Annotated in this window: 12 protein-coding genes; all 12 read left to right on the top strand. The window is 38.4% G+C overall.

Annotated features, from left to right (window positions below):
• Positions 1-252: 252 nt before the first annotated feature.
• The 12 genes from WNY79_RS13495 (at position 253) to WNY79_RS13550 (ending at position 15,902) form a co-directional block, all read left to right on the top strand.
• The gene (locus tag WNY79_RS13495; protein WP_007586920.1) at positions 253-633 is read left to right on the top strand and encodes a hypothetical protein; all 381 of its coding nucleotides are present in this window, start codon (positions 253-255) and stop codon (positions 631-633) included.
• Between the two features lie 128 nt (positions 634-761).
• Positions 762-1,220, top strand: coding sequence for a GAF domain-containing protein (locus WNY79_RS13500; protein ID WP_076924573.1), 459 nt, complete (start codon positions 762-764; stop codon positions 1,218-1,220).
• Positions 1,220-1,498 (top strand): hypothetical protein, encoded by a 279-nt coding sequence (locus WNY79_RS13505; RefSeq protein WP_002961910.1) that lies wholly within the window; start codon positions 1,220-1,222, stop codon positions 1,496-1,498. The genes WNY79_RS13500 and WNY79_RS13505 overlap by 1 nt, the downstream gene beginning before the upstream one ends.
• A gap of 15 nt (positions 1,499-1,513) precedes the next feature.
• Positions 1,514-2,164, top strand: coding sequence for an RNA chaperone ProQ (gene proQ, locus WNY79_RS13510; RefSeq protein ID WP_024600504.1), 651 nt, complete (start codon positions 1,514-1,516; stop codon positions 2,162-2,164).
• A 26-nt stretch (positions 2,165-2,190) separates the two neighbouring features.
• The gene (gene prc / locus WNY79_RS13515; RefSeq protein ID WP_076924574.1) at positions 2,191-4,215 is read left to right on the top strand and encodes a carboxy terminal-processing peptidase; all 2,025 of its coding nucleotides are present in this window, start codon (positions 2,191-2,193) and stop codon (positions 4,213-4,215) included.
• Positions 4,216-4,396: 181 nt separating this feature from the next.
• Positions 4,397-5,860, top strand: coding sequence for a Na+/H+ antiporter NhaC (nhaC, locus tag WNY79_RS13520; protein WP_007586912.1), 1,464 nt, complete (start codon positions 4,397-4,399; stop codon positions 5,858-5,860).
• A gap of 47 nt (positions 5,861-5,907) precedes the next feature.
• On the top strand, positions 5,908-8,502 hold the full coding sequence (pepN, locus tag WNY79_RS13525) for an aminopeptidase N (RefSeq protein ID WP_342876101.1): 2,595 nt from the start codon (positions 5,908-5,910) through the stop codon (positions 8,500-8,502).
• A complete protein-coding gene (locus WNY79_RS13530; protein WP_033036512.1) occupies positions 8,503-8,724 on the top strand; it encodes a DUF2835 domain-containing protein in 222 nt (73 codons plus the stop codon).
• Positions 8,725-8,976: 252 nt separating this feature from the next.
• A complete protein-coding gene (locus WNY79_RS13535; RefSeq protein ID WP_076924576.1) occupies positions 8,977-11,076 on the top strand; it encodes a DUF1302 domain-containing protein in 2,100 nt (699 codons plus the stop codon).
• A gap of 13 nt (positions 11,077-11,089) precedes the next feature.
• On the top strand, positions 11,090-12,454 hold the full coding sequence (locus WNY79_RS13540) for a DUF1329 domain-containing protein (RefSeq protein ID WP_170070824.1): 1,365 nt from the start codon (positions 11,090-11,092) through the stop codon (positions 12,452-12,454).
• Between the two features lie 131 nt (positions 12,455-12,585).
• Positions 12,586-13,581 (top strand): YCF48-related protein, encoded by a 996-nt coding sequence (locus WNY79_RS13545; protein WP_342876102.1) that lies wholly within the window; start codon positions 12,586-12,588, stop codon positions 13,579-13,581.
• On the top strand, positions 13,581-15,902 hold the full coding sequence (locus WNY79_RS13550; RefSeq protein ID WP_076924579.1) for an MMPL family transporter: 2,322 nt from the start codon (positions 13,581-13,583) through the stop codon (positions 15,900-15,902). Before WNY79_RS13545 ends, WNY79_RS13550 begins: the two co-directional genes overlap by 1 nt.
• Positions 15,903-16,036 lie beyond the last annotated feature (134 nt).

The following is a 16,036-nucleotide window of genomic DNA, read 5'->3' on the forward strand; positions in this document are numbered from 1 at the left end:
GTCGAATGCACCGGTCTTGAAAACCGGCATGGGTTTATAGCCCATCTAGGGTTCAAATCCCTATCTCTCCACCATATAACAAAATAGCCCGCTAATTTAGCGGGCTTTTTTGTGCCTGTAAAATAAATAACTACAGGTAGAAATAGCGCGTTTTATCATCATAAATTACGACCATAGTCTCTATTTCTAAGCTTTAGATCTTGGTGCATGCTTAATACATTAAAATTTATACTCTGTATTAAGGATTATTAGATGAAACATCAACTCGCAAAAAGCGTCGCGCTTTCATTATTGTCCCCGGTAATTATTGGCAGCTTGTTAGGATTGTATTACGCACTAACGCTACAGGGTGATTTCCTATCCGTATTTTTTCAACTTTTGATGACTGCTATCTCAAATGCGCATATTGTAGGTTTAACAATGGCGGCTTTTGTCGTGCCAGGATATTTACTTATGTTTAAGTATTCTAAAGTTAATTATTCAGGTGTATTAACCCTTGGTTTGTTAGGTGGCGCTATATTCAGTTACTTATTAAGTGCATCAACTGGTGAGATATTTTTGATTAATAGTGTTATGTCAGCATTTGCAGCTGGACTGTTTTTATTTGGTCTTCGTAAATCGGTAAAAAAATAATCGCAGCATTATTAACCAAGCACGCTGATAAACGGTGCAATTTCCTTTTTTTTACCTCCAAAAGGTTCCAATTTTTCACGACAAAGAGTACCTTTAGCTACTGTATGTTTAATAAGAAGTAGTTTGGTATGCAAAAGCACGATTTTTACCAGTCATTAGTTAAGCAAACTGAATCGCTGATAGCTGGTGAATCTAATGTAATTGCCAATTTGGCAAACATAAGCGCGCTGTTATTTACCTCTTTAGAAGATGTAAATTGGGCGGGCTTTTACTTTATGGATTCTCCTACTGAATTAGTACTTGGCCCGTTTCAAGGTAACCCCGCATGCATCCGTATTCCCGTTGGGAAAGGAGTATGTGGAACAGCTGCGGCAACCGCAGAAACACAATTAATTGAAGATGTTCACGCTTTTGACGGGCATATAGCCTGCGATGCAGCGTCTAATTCTGAAGTAGTTGTACCTATCATGAAACATGGTAAAGTATTCGCAGTACTAGACATTGATAGTCCAAGTATTGGCCGATTTGATGCTGATGATAAAGTTGGCCTTGAAGCATTAGTGAAATGCTTAGAGGCGAGCCTGTAATGAAAGATTTGCTAAATGTTCAAGACTACCTATTTGCTGTGCAAGATGTTGGCGATTGGGAAGGCGAAGAAGAGCATGTAGCGGAAACGCTCAATGATTTAATTCATATTGCATGGGATCGTCTTCCAGATGATTCAGAATGTGAATTTATTGATGAAACAATTAATGGTATTTGGGAACACCTTCGGGGTGATATGGCTGTAATAGAAGCCGATTTCGAAGAGTTGGTCGACTGGGTAACACACTACGTCGATTCGTCCCTTGATGAAAAGATGTGAAAAATAGGTTCTAAAATGGAAACCACAAACAAGCTAAAAGATATTAATGAAGTGTTGGAATTTTTATATCAAGAATTCCCACAATGTTTTAAACAAAAAGATGGCATCAAGCCGCTTAAAGTAGGTATTTTTAAAGATATTGCTGAGCGTATTGAAGGGTCTGAAAAAGTAAGTAAGACTCAAGTTCGTCAAGCGCTTAGAAAATACACGTCTAATTGGCGTTATTTAGAAGCTGTGACTAAGTCAGAGTTTCGTATTGACCTTGATGGTAATCAAGGTGAAAAAGTTGAGCAAGAGCATATCGACCATGCACAAAAAGCATTGGAAGAAAGCCGTGCTAAAATGGCAAAACGCAAAAAACAACAGCGTCCACGCCAAGATTCTGATTCTAAATCTTTCAAGAAAAAACCAGCTCATGCTAGTAAAGCAGGCGATAAAAACGCACCTGCAGCTAACAAACCTGCTAAAGCAGCGCCGGCTAAACGTTCAGGAAAAATTGAACCTTTACCAGCAACTGAGGTCAAGGTTAATAATAAGGTTAAGGTTAAACTTGGCCAAGCACTTGTAAACGCAGTAATCACTGAAGTGAACAAAGATGATGTTCATGTTGAATTAGTTACAGGCATGCAAGTTAAAACCAAAGCTGACAGCTTATATATTGTTTAAGTTGTAAATAAATTAAGGAGTTGTGTATGAGTAAAAAGTTTACGCTCATTCCGTTAGTTGCTGCCCTGTTTTCAGGTTCATTATTTGCTGCTGTTGAAGCCGTTACAATTGACGATTTACCCCAGCTTAAGCAAGAGAGTCAACATGGTACTGCTAGCAAACGAGTGGCTAGCTTATTTGCTCGTTCACACTATACACCGGTTCGATTTAACGATGAGCTTTCTAGTAAAGTGTACGATCGTTATATCGAATCCCTTGATTTTAATAAAAGCGTTTTCTTAGCCAGCGATATTGCCTCTTTTGAGCAATATCGTGATGACTTTGACAACGCGATTACTACCGGTAAATTAGAATTTACGTTTGATATTTTTAACTTAAGTCTTAAACGCCGTTTTGAACGTTACGAGTATTCACTTACTTTACTTGAAAAAGAAATGACGTTTGATAAAGAAGATGAATACTTTTATGACCGTGAAGATTCGGCATGGCCTGTGTCACAAGCTGAGCTTGATGAAATTTGGCGTGAGCGTGTAAAGTACGATGCACTGCGTTTAAAAATGACGGGTAAAGATTGGGAAGGCATTAAAGAAGTTCTGACCAAACGTTATAAAAATGCAGAAAAACGTTTAGTACAATCTAATTCAGAAGATGCTTTTCAAATTGTTATGAATTCGCTAGCACGCAGTATTGAGGCGCATACGTCTTACTTATCGCCACGTCGTGCAGAGCAATTCAAAATGGATATGGACTTAGAGCTTGAAGGCATTGGTGCCGTGCTAAGCCCTGATGAAGACTACACTGTTATTCGCAGCTTAGTGCCAGGAGGCCCTGCAGATAAAACAGATCAAATTAAAGCTGATGATCGCATTATCGGCGTTGCCCAAGATGGCGAAGAATTTGTAGATGTAATTGGCTGGCGTTTAGATGACGTAGTTGATTTAATTAAAGGCCCTAAAGGGACTAAAGTACGTCTACAGTACTTAAAAGGTGTTGACGCTCACGGTGCACCTAAAGTTGTTGAAATCACTCGTGATAAAATTCGACTTGAAGATAGAGCGGCTAAATCAGAAGTATTTGAAGCCAAATACTCTGACTTAACAAGTAAAGTTGGAGTGATTGAAATTCCTGGCTTTTACAATAACCTTTCTAAAGATGTAAAAGTTGAACTGGCTAAGCTTAAAGAAGAAAAAGTTGATGGCATTATTATCGACCTACGCCAAAATGGTGGTGGTTCTTTATATGAAGCGACTCAATTGTCAGGTTTGTTTTTTGACCAAGGTCCAGTTGTTCAAATTCATACCTTAAATAATCGTATAGAAGAGCAAAAAGATCGCGATGGTATAACTTATTACGATGGCCCTTTAACTGTTTTAGTTGACCGCTACAGTGCCTCTGCTTCTGAAATATTTGCAGCAGCAATGCAAGATTACGGTCGTGCGGTTATTATTGGCGAGCAAACATTTGGTAAAGGTACTGTACAGCAGCACAAAGGCTTAGGCCGCGCTTATGACCTATACGATAATGCGCTAGGTAGTGTACAGTATACTATTGCTAAGTTTTATCGCATTAACGGGGGGAGTACACAGCATAAAGGTGTGATCCCTGATATTTCGTTTCCATCAGCAATCGATCCTGCAGAGTGGGGCGAAAGTAAGCAAGATAATGCACTTCCTTGGGATAGCATTGTTAAAGCGAAATACAAAAAGTTAGGTAATTTAACACCTATTATTACCTACCTTGAGAAGCAACACGAAGTACGAATTAAATCAGAACCAGAATTTGGTTATGTATTTAATGACATTACCTTATACAACGAAGAGAAAGACCGTAAAACTATCTCTTTAGTTGAAGCTACGCGTATTAAAGAAAAAGATGAAGGTGAAGCACGTGCACTTGTACGTACTAACGAACGTCTTAAGCGTTTAGGTAAAGACCCGGTAGAAAACTTAGACGATTTACCAGAGGTAATTGAAGAGCTTGACCCATTTTTAGAAGAAGCTGCATTAATTACTCAAGACTATATTAATTATGGTCGTATAGCTAAGAAGTAATAACTGGTTTTACCTCTATAAAAAAGGCGCTTTAGCGCCTTTTTTACTACCTAAAATTTACTAAATTGTTATAATCTTTGATTACATAAATTTGAGCTAGATTAATGACGCTCAGTTAATGCGCTTAACGTGCTAAAAATAATAATTAAACACACAGTAAGTGTGTCTAGGAGTCTCTACTTTGAAGCTATTGGATGACAAACCAATCAAGCCCGCCTCGTTTTTTGATGCGTTAATTCCTATCTCTGTATTAATTTGTTTACTAGGTGCTGCAGTTTACTTATTTGGTGATAACTCTTCATCAGGGCCCAACCAAATTGCGCTTTTATTTGCTACTTTTGCAGCGGCTTTAATTGGGCTTAAAAACGGTTATACATGGAAAAAGTTAGAACAAGCCATGATTGAAGGTATAACGCTTTCGCTTGGAGCTATCCTAATTTTACTTATGGTAGGTGCGTTAATTGGCACTTGGCTACTTTCTGGAACGGTACCAACTTTAATTTATTATGGCTTGCAAGTTATAAACCCAAGTTGGTTTTACGCAGCGAGTTGTTTAATTTGTGGCATTGTAGCTATGAGCATTGGTAGCTCTTGGACTACTGCCGCTACAATAGGTGTTGCTTTATTAGGAGTTGCAACGGGTCTTGGACTTGAGCAAACAGTTACAGCAGGCGCTGTTATATCTGGCGCGTACTTTGGTGATAAGCTAAGCCCGCTGTCAGAAACAACTAACTTAGCGCCAGCAGTTGTAGGCGCAGATTTGTTTGAGCATATTCAACATATGCTGTGGACGACAGTGCCTAGTTTTGTAATTGCACTGATTATATTTATATTCATGGGCTTTAACGCAACTGCTTCAAGCGAAGCGGGGCGTATTGATGAAATAACGGCTATTTTACAGCAAAACTTTAATATTGGTTTTGAAATGCTAATCCCGCTAATTGTACTTTTAGTTTTAGCGATTAAAAAAATGCCGGCCTTTCCTGCTATCTCTATCGGTGCTGTTGTAGGCGCTGTTTGGGCCATGTTGTTTCAATCTGATTTAATTGCTAGCCAAATTGATGTTTCTCAAGGACAGCTAGTTGGCTACTTTAAGCTTGTTTGGACGACGTTTTTTGATGGTTTTAGCATAAGTACAGGCGATGACAAAATGGACTCTCTACTAAGTGGTGGCGGTATGTCCGGAATGCTTACAACCACATGGCTTATTATGACTGCACTGATGTTTGGTGCAATTATGGAAAAAACAGGCCTTTTGGATATTTTTGTTAAAAGCATACTTAAAATAGCTAAAAGTACGGGATCGTTAATTGCGGCAACAATAGCAACGTGTATTGGTACTAACGTGATAGCGGCCGATCAATATATTGCAATTGTAGTACCTGGTCGTATGTTTAAAGATGAATATGAAAAACGTGGTTTGAAGCCTGTTAACTTATCTCGTACATTGGAAGATGGCGGTACAATTACCAGCCCTCTAATTCCATGGAACACGTGTGGCGCATATATGCAAAGCGTTTTACTAATAAACCCTTTTGATTATGCACTTTACGCTTTCTTTAACTTAATTAACCCTGTTTTAGCGGTTGTTTATGCCTACTTAGGCATTAAAATTTTACGTATTAAGCCAAAACAATCCGCCTAATTTTAAACAGCTCCTTTTAACTGAAAAGGAGCTGTTTTGGAGTATCTATGACTGAATCAAGTAAACCTCAAGCACAATATCTTAAAGACTATAAAGCTCCTGATTTTTTAATTGACCACACAGAGCTAACCTTTGACTTACAGCCATTATCAACCAAAGTAAGCTCTTTGCTAACACTAACGCGGGTTGGTGATAAAAAAGCACCTTTAGTACTTGATGGTATTGATTTACGCTTACTCTCTTTATCTGTTGATACGGTCGATATAACTGATTATGAAATTATTGGTGAGCAGCTAATAATTAATAATTTACCGGATAGTTGCCAATTAAGTATTGTGACCGAGATATCACCTGAGACAAATACTTCTCTAGAGGGTTTGTATTTATCTGGCGGTGCGTATTGTACACAGTGTGAAGCGCAGGGTTTTAGAAAAATCACCTATTACATGGATCGCCCTGATGTACTTGCCACGTTTGATGTAACTATCATTGCCGATAAAAAATATCTGCAACTTCTTTCTAATGGTAATCAAGTAGACAGTGGTGAAACACAAGATGGTCGTCATTTTGTAAAATGGCAAGACCCATTTAAAAAGCCGAGCTATTTATTTGCACTTGTAGCGGGCGATTTTGATGTTTTAAAAGACACGTACACAACTAAAAGCGGCAGGGATGTAGAGTTAGCATTGTTTGTTGATAAAGGTAATTTATCTAAAACACCCCATGCTATTGCTTCACTTAAAAAAGCAATGCAGTGGGATGAAGAGCGCTTTAATTTAGAGTATGACCTTGATATTTATATGATTGTAGCCGTCGATTTTTTCAACATGGGCGCGATGGAAAATAAAGGGCTGAACGTTTTCAATAGCAAATGCGTATTAGCTAATCAAGAAACAGCCACAGATAAAGACTACCATACGATTGAATCTATTGTAGGGCATGAGTATTTTCATAACTGGACTGGTAACCGAGTTACTTGTAGAGATTGGTTTCAGTTATCGTTAAAAGAAGGTTTAACGGTTTTTAGGGATCAAGAATTTAGCAGTGATTTAGGCTCTCGTGCACTTAACCGAATTGATGCGGTTAAAGTAATGCGTACGCATCAGTTTAGTGAAGATGCAGGCCCTATGGCTCATCCAATTCGCCCAGAGAAAGTTATTGAAATGAATAACTTTTATACAGTTACTGTATACGATAAAGGTGCTGAAGTTATCCGTATGATGCACACATTGTTGGGTGAAACGAACTTCCAAAAAGGTATGACACTTTACTTTGAGCGCCACGATGGGCAAGCAGTTACATGTGATGACTTTGTTAGTGCGATGAGCGATGCATCAGGCGTTAATTTAGAGCAATTTAAACAATGGTACAGCCAATCAGGTACACCGCGTTTAAATGCAATTCAAAAATTTGATAGCAGCTCAAATACATACACTTTGACAATCGAGCAAACAGCGCCGGCTAATCAGCCAGAGAATAAACCGCTTCATATACCTTTTGCTATTGAACTACTTGATGCCAACGGGCAGAGTATTGCTCTGCAATATAAAGGTAAAAAGCTAGATCATGTACTTGATGTAACAAATACGACCCAAACATTTAGCTTTGACAATATTTTAGAAAAGCCTGTTGCAGTTTTACTCGAAGACTTTTCTGCTCCTTGTATTTTAAATCAGCAAACAACAGAGCCAGAACTATTGCATATTATGCGTTTTGCGCGCAGTGATTTTTCACGTTGGGATGCACAACAGCAGCTATTCATTAAGGCGATTAAATCTCAAATCACCGATACAACGAATAGCGTATTAAGTAGCGAAATTATAAATGCGCTACGTGTGCTTATAAACACCAAAGAGGGCGATTTAGCTTTAATTGCAGAGCTGTTTAAATTGCCAAGTTTTGACACGTTAGCTGCTGAATTTGATGTAATACCTGTTGATGAGATTATCGAAATAACAGAAAAGTTTGAGCAACAAATTGCTGATGAACTTGCTGATGAATTACTTAGTTGTTACGAATCTCTTGAAGATGATGGCAGTGTAAGTGCAACCTCCGTTGCGAATCGTGCTTTAAAACAAATATGCTTGCACTACCTTGCTAGAACACAAAAACCTGAGGCTGTAACCTTTATTAAGGAGGCTGCAAGTTCGACTAATATGACTAATGTACTTGGCGCACTAAGCGCAGTGGTAAAAGCTTCACACCCTGTTCGACAAGCGCTTTTGAGTCATTTTGATAGTCAGTGGCGTCATGATGTTTTAGTCATGGATAAGTGGTTTGCACTGCAAGCTATGCAATCAGGCAGTAATGCGATAGAAAATATTAAAGCACTTTATGAACACCCGTGTTTTGACTTTTCAAATCCTAACCGTGTACGTGCACTTGTAGGAAGTTTTAGCCACTTTAATACAGCGCAATTTCATCGATCAGATGCTCAAGGCTATGCGTTATTAGGTGATTTATTAATAAAACTTAATGCAATTAATCCACAAAATGCGTCTCGTATGCTTACACCATTTATGTCGTGGAAGCGTTACGATGATGTACGCTCACACGCAATGAAATTGCAATTACAGCGTTTAGCCAACCTCGATGGCCTAAGTGCTGACTTGTATGAAAAGGTTGAAAAAGCGCTCGCATAAATGATTGAGTATTATTTTAGCCTAAGATTGAGCTATAACGAGTGCATGGATTACTACCATGGCCGTTTTAGCTCATTACAAGTTGTAGAAGATGGCGGGAAAACAGTACGTTTTTCTGCTAATCATTTAAGACCTTTTATTACCAGCCTAGGTATAAGAGGGCGTTTTAGAATGTTATTAACCCCCGAAAATAAATTCATTCGTATTGAACAAGTGGCTTAGCTCCCTGTTTTTATGTTATAAAACCATAAAAATATTGTATTTTTGTTAATTTCAATTTGTCCTATTGTTAAATAACGTGTATAAATTATCTGGTACGACGTCTTACCAATACGTAAGCGTTAACCAGAATAAAAAGTATATGACTGATTTGAGCGAGTATTTGTAATTTCACTGATTCGCTTCTATCGTTATGATTACACTAAAAACAATAACTTGATCACACAAAATGACCCGCGACAGGGGGGAACCAAAATGATAAGAAGATCGCTTTTTGTTAAAAATAGAATCGCTATAGGTTTAGCAGCCGCTAGTTTAGGTTTATCTGCAGCAAGTACTCAAGCTGTAACATTTGAAGCTGGAGGTTTTGATATTACCTTCGATTCAACTTTTTCATATGGGCAAAGTGTTCGCGTAGAGGATAGAGACTTTAACCTAATTGGTAAAAGTAATAATCCAGCATTTGATTGGACAGGATACAATCCTGCGCTAAGTAACACTATCTATTCATCTCAAGATGTATGGGCTCAACCTGGGTCTTATTCAAATAACGGTGATGCTGGTAATTTAAATTTTGATAGTGGTGACTCATTCTCAAAACTATTGAAGGGAACACACGACCTTTCAATAAATAAAGATAACTACGGTTTGTTCACTCGCTTCATGTATTTTTACGACTTTGCTTTAATGGATGGCTACCACGCTTATTCAAATCCTACATCAGGGCAAGGTGTTGATCCATGTGATGATAAAGATACTAAAGCACAAAGCTGTGCCGACATACGTTTATTAGATGCGTTTGTATGGGCCGATTTTGATTTAAATGATGGTAATAACCCTTTGTCTGTCCGTTTAGGTCAGCAAGTAGTTAACTGGGGTGAAAGTACGCTTATATCTCATGGTATTAACGTAAACCCAGTTGATATAGATAGGTTAAAAGCTCCTGGCGCTGAATTAAAAGAAGCATTTATACCAATAGGTATGCTTTGGGCATCGCTTGGTATTACTGAGAACATTACGCTTGAAGGTTTCTACCAATACCAATGGCAGGAAACGCGTTTACCAGCAGCAGGTACATACTTTTCTACTAATGACTTTGCAGCAGAAAATGGTTATCAGCAGAATGTTCAATTAGGCTTTACGTCTAATCCTGATATTGATGTTGCTTTTTTAACTGATAGTTTGAATAACCTAACATCCGATTTTGCATTAGCAGCCGCTGCTCAAGGTATTGATCCTTCAAGTGCTGAAGGGAGTGCTTTATTAGCCCAGATGTATCTTGCTTATCCAACTAAGGTTGCGCTTAAAGGCAAAGGGGATAATGGTAAAAATGAGCCTGAAGATGGTGGCCAATACGGTTTACGTTTAGGTATATTTTTACCTGAGTTTAATGATACTGAGATTGCATTATACCATGTGAATTATCACAGTCGTCGTCCGCTTATATCTGGTCGTGTATCAAACTTTTCGCAAGCAGCAATTGCACAAGATTTAGCAATGATCATGACAACAGAAATTACGTCAGATAATGTTGCTGATTTGACCGCTTTTTCAAAAGCTGAAAATGACTACCCTGAAGATATTAAACTATATGGTTTAAGTTTTAATACGACTATCGGTGAAACAGCCTTTGCAGGTGAATTTGCGTTTCGTCAAGATGAGCCACTGCAAATTGATGACGTAGAGCTACTGTACACAGCTATGCCTGAGCAGTTAGCGCTTGCAGGTCTTCGTCCAGACTTTGCAGGTATTTCGCAAATGAGTTTTGGCGATGATATTAGTTCTGTTGCTGCGGGTGAAGTTGCTCAAGGCTATATTGAACGTGATACGTCACAAATTCAATTTACTGCTACCCACTTATTTGGTCCTTCTTTAGGTGCAGATAGTTGGGCTGTTGTTGGTGAAGTAGGTGCAGTAAAAATTCATAATATGCCAGAATACGATGAGATGCGTTTAAATGTTTCGGGTACTGGCCGCAGTGGAACAATTACAGGCCCTGGTACAACTGATTACTCAACATTGCAACTTGGTTTATCAAATGGCGCTGAAGAAAAATCATTTGCTACTGCGTCTTCTTGGGGGTATCGCTTAATTGCTAAAGGTGATTACTTTAACCTATATAACGGTATTAACTTCTCGCCACGTTTTGTATTTTCTCATGACGTAAATGGTAATACACCAGATCCTATGTTCTTATTTATCGAAGATCGTAAATCTTTAGGTGCAACTATGAACTTTAACTACCAAAATGCGTGGTCACTTGATGTGAGCTATAACTCGTTTTGGGGCGGCGGCGATATTAATACTTTCTCAGACCGCGATTACGTTTCTTTTAACTTAAAATATTCTATTTAGGGGTAACATTACTATGATTAAAAAACCTACCCTCATCGCTACAGCATTTTGTAGCTTGTTTGCAAGTAGCGCAGCTTTAGCTAAATTAAGCGCTGATGAAGTTGCTCAATTAGGTCAAAATTTAACGCCAATGGGTGCAGAAAAAGCAGCTAATGCTGATGGTTCTATTCCGGCTTGGAATAACGGCATTACAGCAGCTCCTGCAGGTTATGAAGCTGGTATGCATCACCTTGACCCATTTACAGCTGATAAAGTACTTTTTACTATCGATAAAAGTAATATTGAAAAGTACAAAGCCAATCTAAGCCCAGGTCAAATTGCTTTATTTGAAGCATACCCGGACACATTTAAAATGCCAGTGTATGAAACACGCCGCTCAGCTTCATACCCTCAGTTTGTTTATGACGCGACTAAAAAGTTTGCACCGACTGCTGAATTAATTGAAGGCGGTAATGGTATTAAAAATACAGCGATTGGTATTCCTTTCCCTATTCCTAAAACTGGTTTAGAGGCAATTTGGAATCACTTATTACGTTACCGTGGCCAATCTATTGAGCGTTTTGGTGGTCAAGCCGCACCGACTGCATCTGGTTCTTATAACTATGTTGGTTTTGATGAGCAGTTATTAGTTAAATACTCAGACCCTAGTGCAACACCTGCGGAGCTTCAAGACTCAAATATTTTGTTTAAGTTTAAACAAAGCGTTACAGAGCCTGCGCGTTTAGCGGGTACTGCGTTATTAGTTCATGAAACGATGGACCAAATATTAACGCCGCGCCAAGCATGGACCTATAACTCGGGACAACGTCGCGTTCGTCGTGCACCTAATGTTGCATATGATGCACCAGGCACAGCAGCCGATAGCCTGCGCACTACCGATGACTTTGATATGTTTAATGGCTCGCCAAATCGTTACAATTGGACGCTAAAAGGTAAGCAAGAGTTATATATACCTTACAACAGCTATAAACTTCATAGTGATAAGCTAGAGTACGATGATATTTTAATGCCTGGTCATATCAATCCAGAACATACACGTTACGAAAAACACCGTGTTTGGGTTGTTGAAGCTAACTTAAAAGACGATACACGCCATATCTATAAAAAACGTGTGTTTTACATTGATGAAGATAGCTGGCAAGTACAGGTTACGGATATTTATGATAACCGCGACCAACTTTACCGTGTAGCAATGGCTTATGGCCTTAACTATTACGAAGTACCTACTCAGTGGAGTACGCTTGAAGTTTATCATGATTTAAATTCACGTCGTTATTTAGCAATTGGTTTAGATAACCAAGAAAAAATGTACGATTTTTCACAATCGTTTAATGATAACGAATTTACGTCAAGCGCATTACGTCGCGCAGGTAGATAGTTAGAAGTAAGGCACTTAACTTATGTTAAGTGCCTTTTCCTTTCACATCGCGTTTGTCTTATACCAAATCGCGCAACGCTTTCCTCAGTATATAAAGACAAACAATTCTCTCGTTCAAGGCGATTAAAATTATGAAGTATTTAGTATATGCCAGCCTGATCATAAGCGGTGCGGGTGTTGCCCAGGATGTTCCTGAAAACGCAATCAGTGCAATTAATGCAGATAAAACCCTACTTACTGATATAACAAACACAGGTAACGGGCTAATTGCAGTAGGCAAACATGGTACTGTTATTAAAAGTGAAACAGGTAATAAATGGCAACAAGCTGAACTTGTACCGACTCAAGTGCTATTAACAGCTGTTGACTTTAGCGATGAAAATAATGGCTGGGCATGTGGCCACGATGCAACAATAATAAATACTACTGACGGTGGTATTAATTGGCAATTACAACAAGCACAACCAGAATTAGACAAACCATGTTTAGATATTCTATTTGAAGATGACTTGAAAGGTTTTGCAGTGGGCGCTTATGGTATGTTTTACCAAACTAGCGATGGTGGTAAACATTGGCAAAAGCGCTTTTTAGATTCGTTACTATTTAGTGACGACAGAGATTATTTAAACGATTTAAAAGAAAACGACCCCGAAGGGTATGAAGCAGAAACAGCTTCAATTTTACCGCACTTTAATCGAATCGAAATAACAGATAACGGATTAATGTTGGTTGGTGAAATGGGATTAATGGCCAGAAGCATTGATGATGGTGAAACTTGGCAAAGGATAGAGGAAATTTATCCTGGTTCATTTTTCGCGGTTGCATCAGATAGCACACAAGAAATTGTGGCAGGGCTTCGTGGCAATGTTTTTGCGAAGCAAAATGGTGAACAGCAGTGGCAGCATTTCGAAAATGTAAAAACTGCGACGATCAACAACATCATTAATTACAATAATAAACAATGGCTCATGCTCGCCAATAGTGGCGTTATTTTTCATCTTCAAGATGGGTTACTCACCCATGAGCAGTTAGCCGATGGTAAAGCAGTTTTAGATGGCGTGATTTTAAATAACAAACTAATCATGGCTACAGAAGATGGCATTAAAGTGAAGGAGTTAACCCCTTAATGCATAAGTTACTCGATTTTATTGAAAAGGCGATTTTTAGACATCGCTTAATTATGCTTATAAGTTTTGCGCTTATAACGTGTTTACTTGTATTCAAAGCAACTCAAATTCAATTAGATGCCTCGTTTAATAAAAACATCCCGTTAAATCACGACTATATGAAAGTATACACTAAGCATGAAAAACAGTTTGGTGGTGCAAACAGTATTTTGATTTCAGTGTGTGATGACAGCGGTGATATATTTAATCCAGAATTCTTTACTCAGTTAAAAGCGGTCCACGATCAGCTTTATTTTATTCCAGGCGTAAATCGTCCATTAGTTAACTCTATATTTTCACCCAGTGCTCGTTTTGTTGAAGTAGTCGAGGATGGCTTTGCAGGCGGTCCAATTATTCCTGCCAACTTTAAAGCTGACAAACGTGGCTTAGGTGTTGTAAAAGAAAATATCGAAAAAGCAAAAGTTGTAGGACGTATGATTGCCAGCGATTACTCGTGTGCAATGGTAACAGCTCAACTTTTAGAAACAGATCCACAAACACAACAAAAGTTAGACACATTAGCTTTTGCGCAAAAGCTAGAAAGTGATTTAAGAGAGCCTCTAAGCACAGAAAAAGTAAGCATCCATATTATTGGCTTTGCAAAAATGGCCGGTGATATAGCAGAAGGCGCTAAAGGGGTGGTCGTATTTTTTGCTATTGCTATCGCCTTTACCTTTATTATGGTATGGCTATTTTGTGGCAGTTTAAAGCTGACCATTTTGCCTATCGCGTGTTCTATCATTGCTGTTGTTTGGCAATTAGGTCTACTTTCAAGTTTAGGTTTTGGCCTAGACCCTATGTCTATTTTGGTACCGTTTTTAGTATTCGCTATTGGTGTAAGCCATGGTGTGCAGATGATAAATGCGATTGGTAAAAAAGTCGGTGAAGGTAAAACAACACGTATTTGCTGTCAGTCAAGTTTTAGGGCTTTATTGGTCCCAGGTGGTATAGCACTACTTTCAGACACTGTCGGTTTTTTAACATTACTTACCATCGATATTGGTATTATTCGCGAACTTGCCATTACAGCGAGTTTAGGTGTGGCAGTAATTATATTTACTAATTTAATTTTACTACCAGTTTGGGCTTCGTACATGAACTTTGAGAACAGTGTACATATTCAATCTGGTGATGCTACTAAGCCTAACATGCTTGATAAAATTCGAGACCTTCTTGTAAAAGCAACAGATCCTAAAGTAGCTAAAATGATTATTGGTTTTACACTTGTTTTATTTGCTTTAGGCTACTGGCAAGCAGATAAAATGCGTATAGGTGATTTACACGCAGGGGCGCCATCTCTGCATCAAGATGCGCGCTATAATCAAGATACATTCTTAATATCTGATAAATATACTATCTCGTCTGATATCTTAAAGGTAATTGTAGAAGCATATCCTGCAGCATGTACTGAGCATAGTGTGATGGAGCGTATAAGCCGTTTCCAATACAAAGTAGAGAATGTGGCCGGTGTACAGTCTGCTGTAAGTTTGAGCTCTGTAGCTCAATCGGTTAACGCAGGCTACAACGAAGGTAATCTGAAGTGGCAAAGCTTGCCACGAAATTCAGCAAGCTTAGTACAGTCAACATCTAGAGTTGAAACGAGTACAGGTTTACTTAACGGTGATTGTTCAGTTATGCCAGTGATTATATTTTTAGATGATCATAAAGCACAAACTATCGATACTGTAATTAAGAGTGTTAAGCAATTTGCACAAGAAGAGGGCACTGATAAATTAGCATTTAAATTAGCGTCAGGACCTGTTGGCGTAATGGCTGCTACTAATGAGTCTGTCTCAGAAGCGCAAATACCAATGATGCTTTACGTTTATGGTGCTGTTATTATTTTATGCTTAATGAGCTTTAAAAGCGTAAAAGCAACGATTGCCGTAGTATTACCGCTTTATATCGTATCAACGCTTGCACAAGCACTTATGGTGCAATTAGAAATAGGCTTAACCGTTTCTACTTTACCAGTTATTGCTTTAGGTGTGGGTATTGGGGTTGATTATGGTATTTATATACTGTCGTCGATGATGGGGCAGCTTAAGCAAAATGTACCATTGAGTGTTGCTTATCGAAATGCGCTTGTTGAACGTGGAAGTGCGGTTCTATTTACCGGTATAACATTAGCTATTGGTGTGAGTACCTGGATATTCTCAGATCTTAAATTCCAAGTTGATATGGGTATACTGTTAACCTTCATGTTTTTAGTGAATATGTTAGGTGCAGTGTTGTTATTACCTGCTATTGGTAGTCTTCTCTGGACTGACCAGAAAAAATAATGTGAATAATTTTGCTCCTAAATGGCCTGTAAAGGCCATTTATATCTACAATTTGTGAATAGATGACCAAATAGCTGAAATGCTTAAAATGTTTTCATCGAAAAGGCTGTTTATTAGCTGTAAAAGGGTTAGAA

Origin of the sequence: Pseudoalteromonas sp. AS84 (assembly GCF_038900255.1) — a bacterium.
GTDB lineage: Bacteria > Pseudomonadota > Gammaproteobacteria > Enterobacterales > Alteromonadaceae > Pseudoalteromonas.

Bases quoted from the DNA above. Each gene is read 5' to 3' on its own strand.
- WNY79_RS13495 (WP_007586920.1), top strand. From the start codon at position 253: ATGAAACATCAACTCGCAAAAAGCGTCGCGCTTTCATTATTGTCCCCG.
- WNY79_RS13500 (WP_076924573.1), top strand. From the start codon at position 762: ATGCAAAAGCACGATTTTTACCAGTCATTAGTTAAGCAAACTGAATCG.
- WNY79_RS13505 (WP_002961910.1), top strand. From the start codon at position 1,220: ATGAAAGATTTGCTAAATGTTCAAGACTACCTATTTGCTGTGCAAGAT.
- proQ (WP_024600504.1), top strand. From the start codon at position 1,514: ATGGAAACCACAAACAAGCTAAAAGATATTAATGAAGTGTTGGAATTT.
- prc (WP_076924574.1), top strand. From the start codon at position 2,191: ATGAGTAAAAAGTTTACGCTCATTCCGTTAGTTGCTGCCCTGTTTTCA.
- pepN (WP_342876101.1), top strand. From the start codon at position 5,908: ATGACTGAATCAAGTAAACCTCAAGCACAATATCTTAAAGACTATAAA.
- WNY79_RS13530 (WP_033036512.1), top strand. From the start codon at position 8,503: ATGATTGAGTATTATTTTAGCCTAAGATTGAGCTATAACGAGTGCATG.
- WNY79_RS13535 (WP_076924576.1), top strand. From the start codon at position 8,977: ATGATAAGAAGATCGCTTTTTGTTAAAAATAGAATCGCTATAGGTTTA.
- WNY79_RS13540 (WP_170070824.1), top strand. From the start codon at position 11,090: ATGATTAAAAAACCTACCCTCATCGCTACAGCATTTTGTAGCTTGTTT.
- WNY79_RS13545 (WP_342876102.1), top strand. From the start codon at position 12,586: ATGAAGTATTTAGTATATGCCAGCCTGATCATAAGCGGTGCGGGTGTT.
- WNY79_RS13550 (WP_076924579.1), top strand. From the start codon at position 13,581: ATGCATAAGTTACTCGATTTTATTGAAAAGGCGATTTTTAGACATCGC.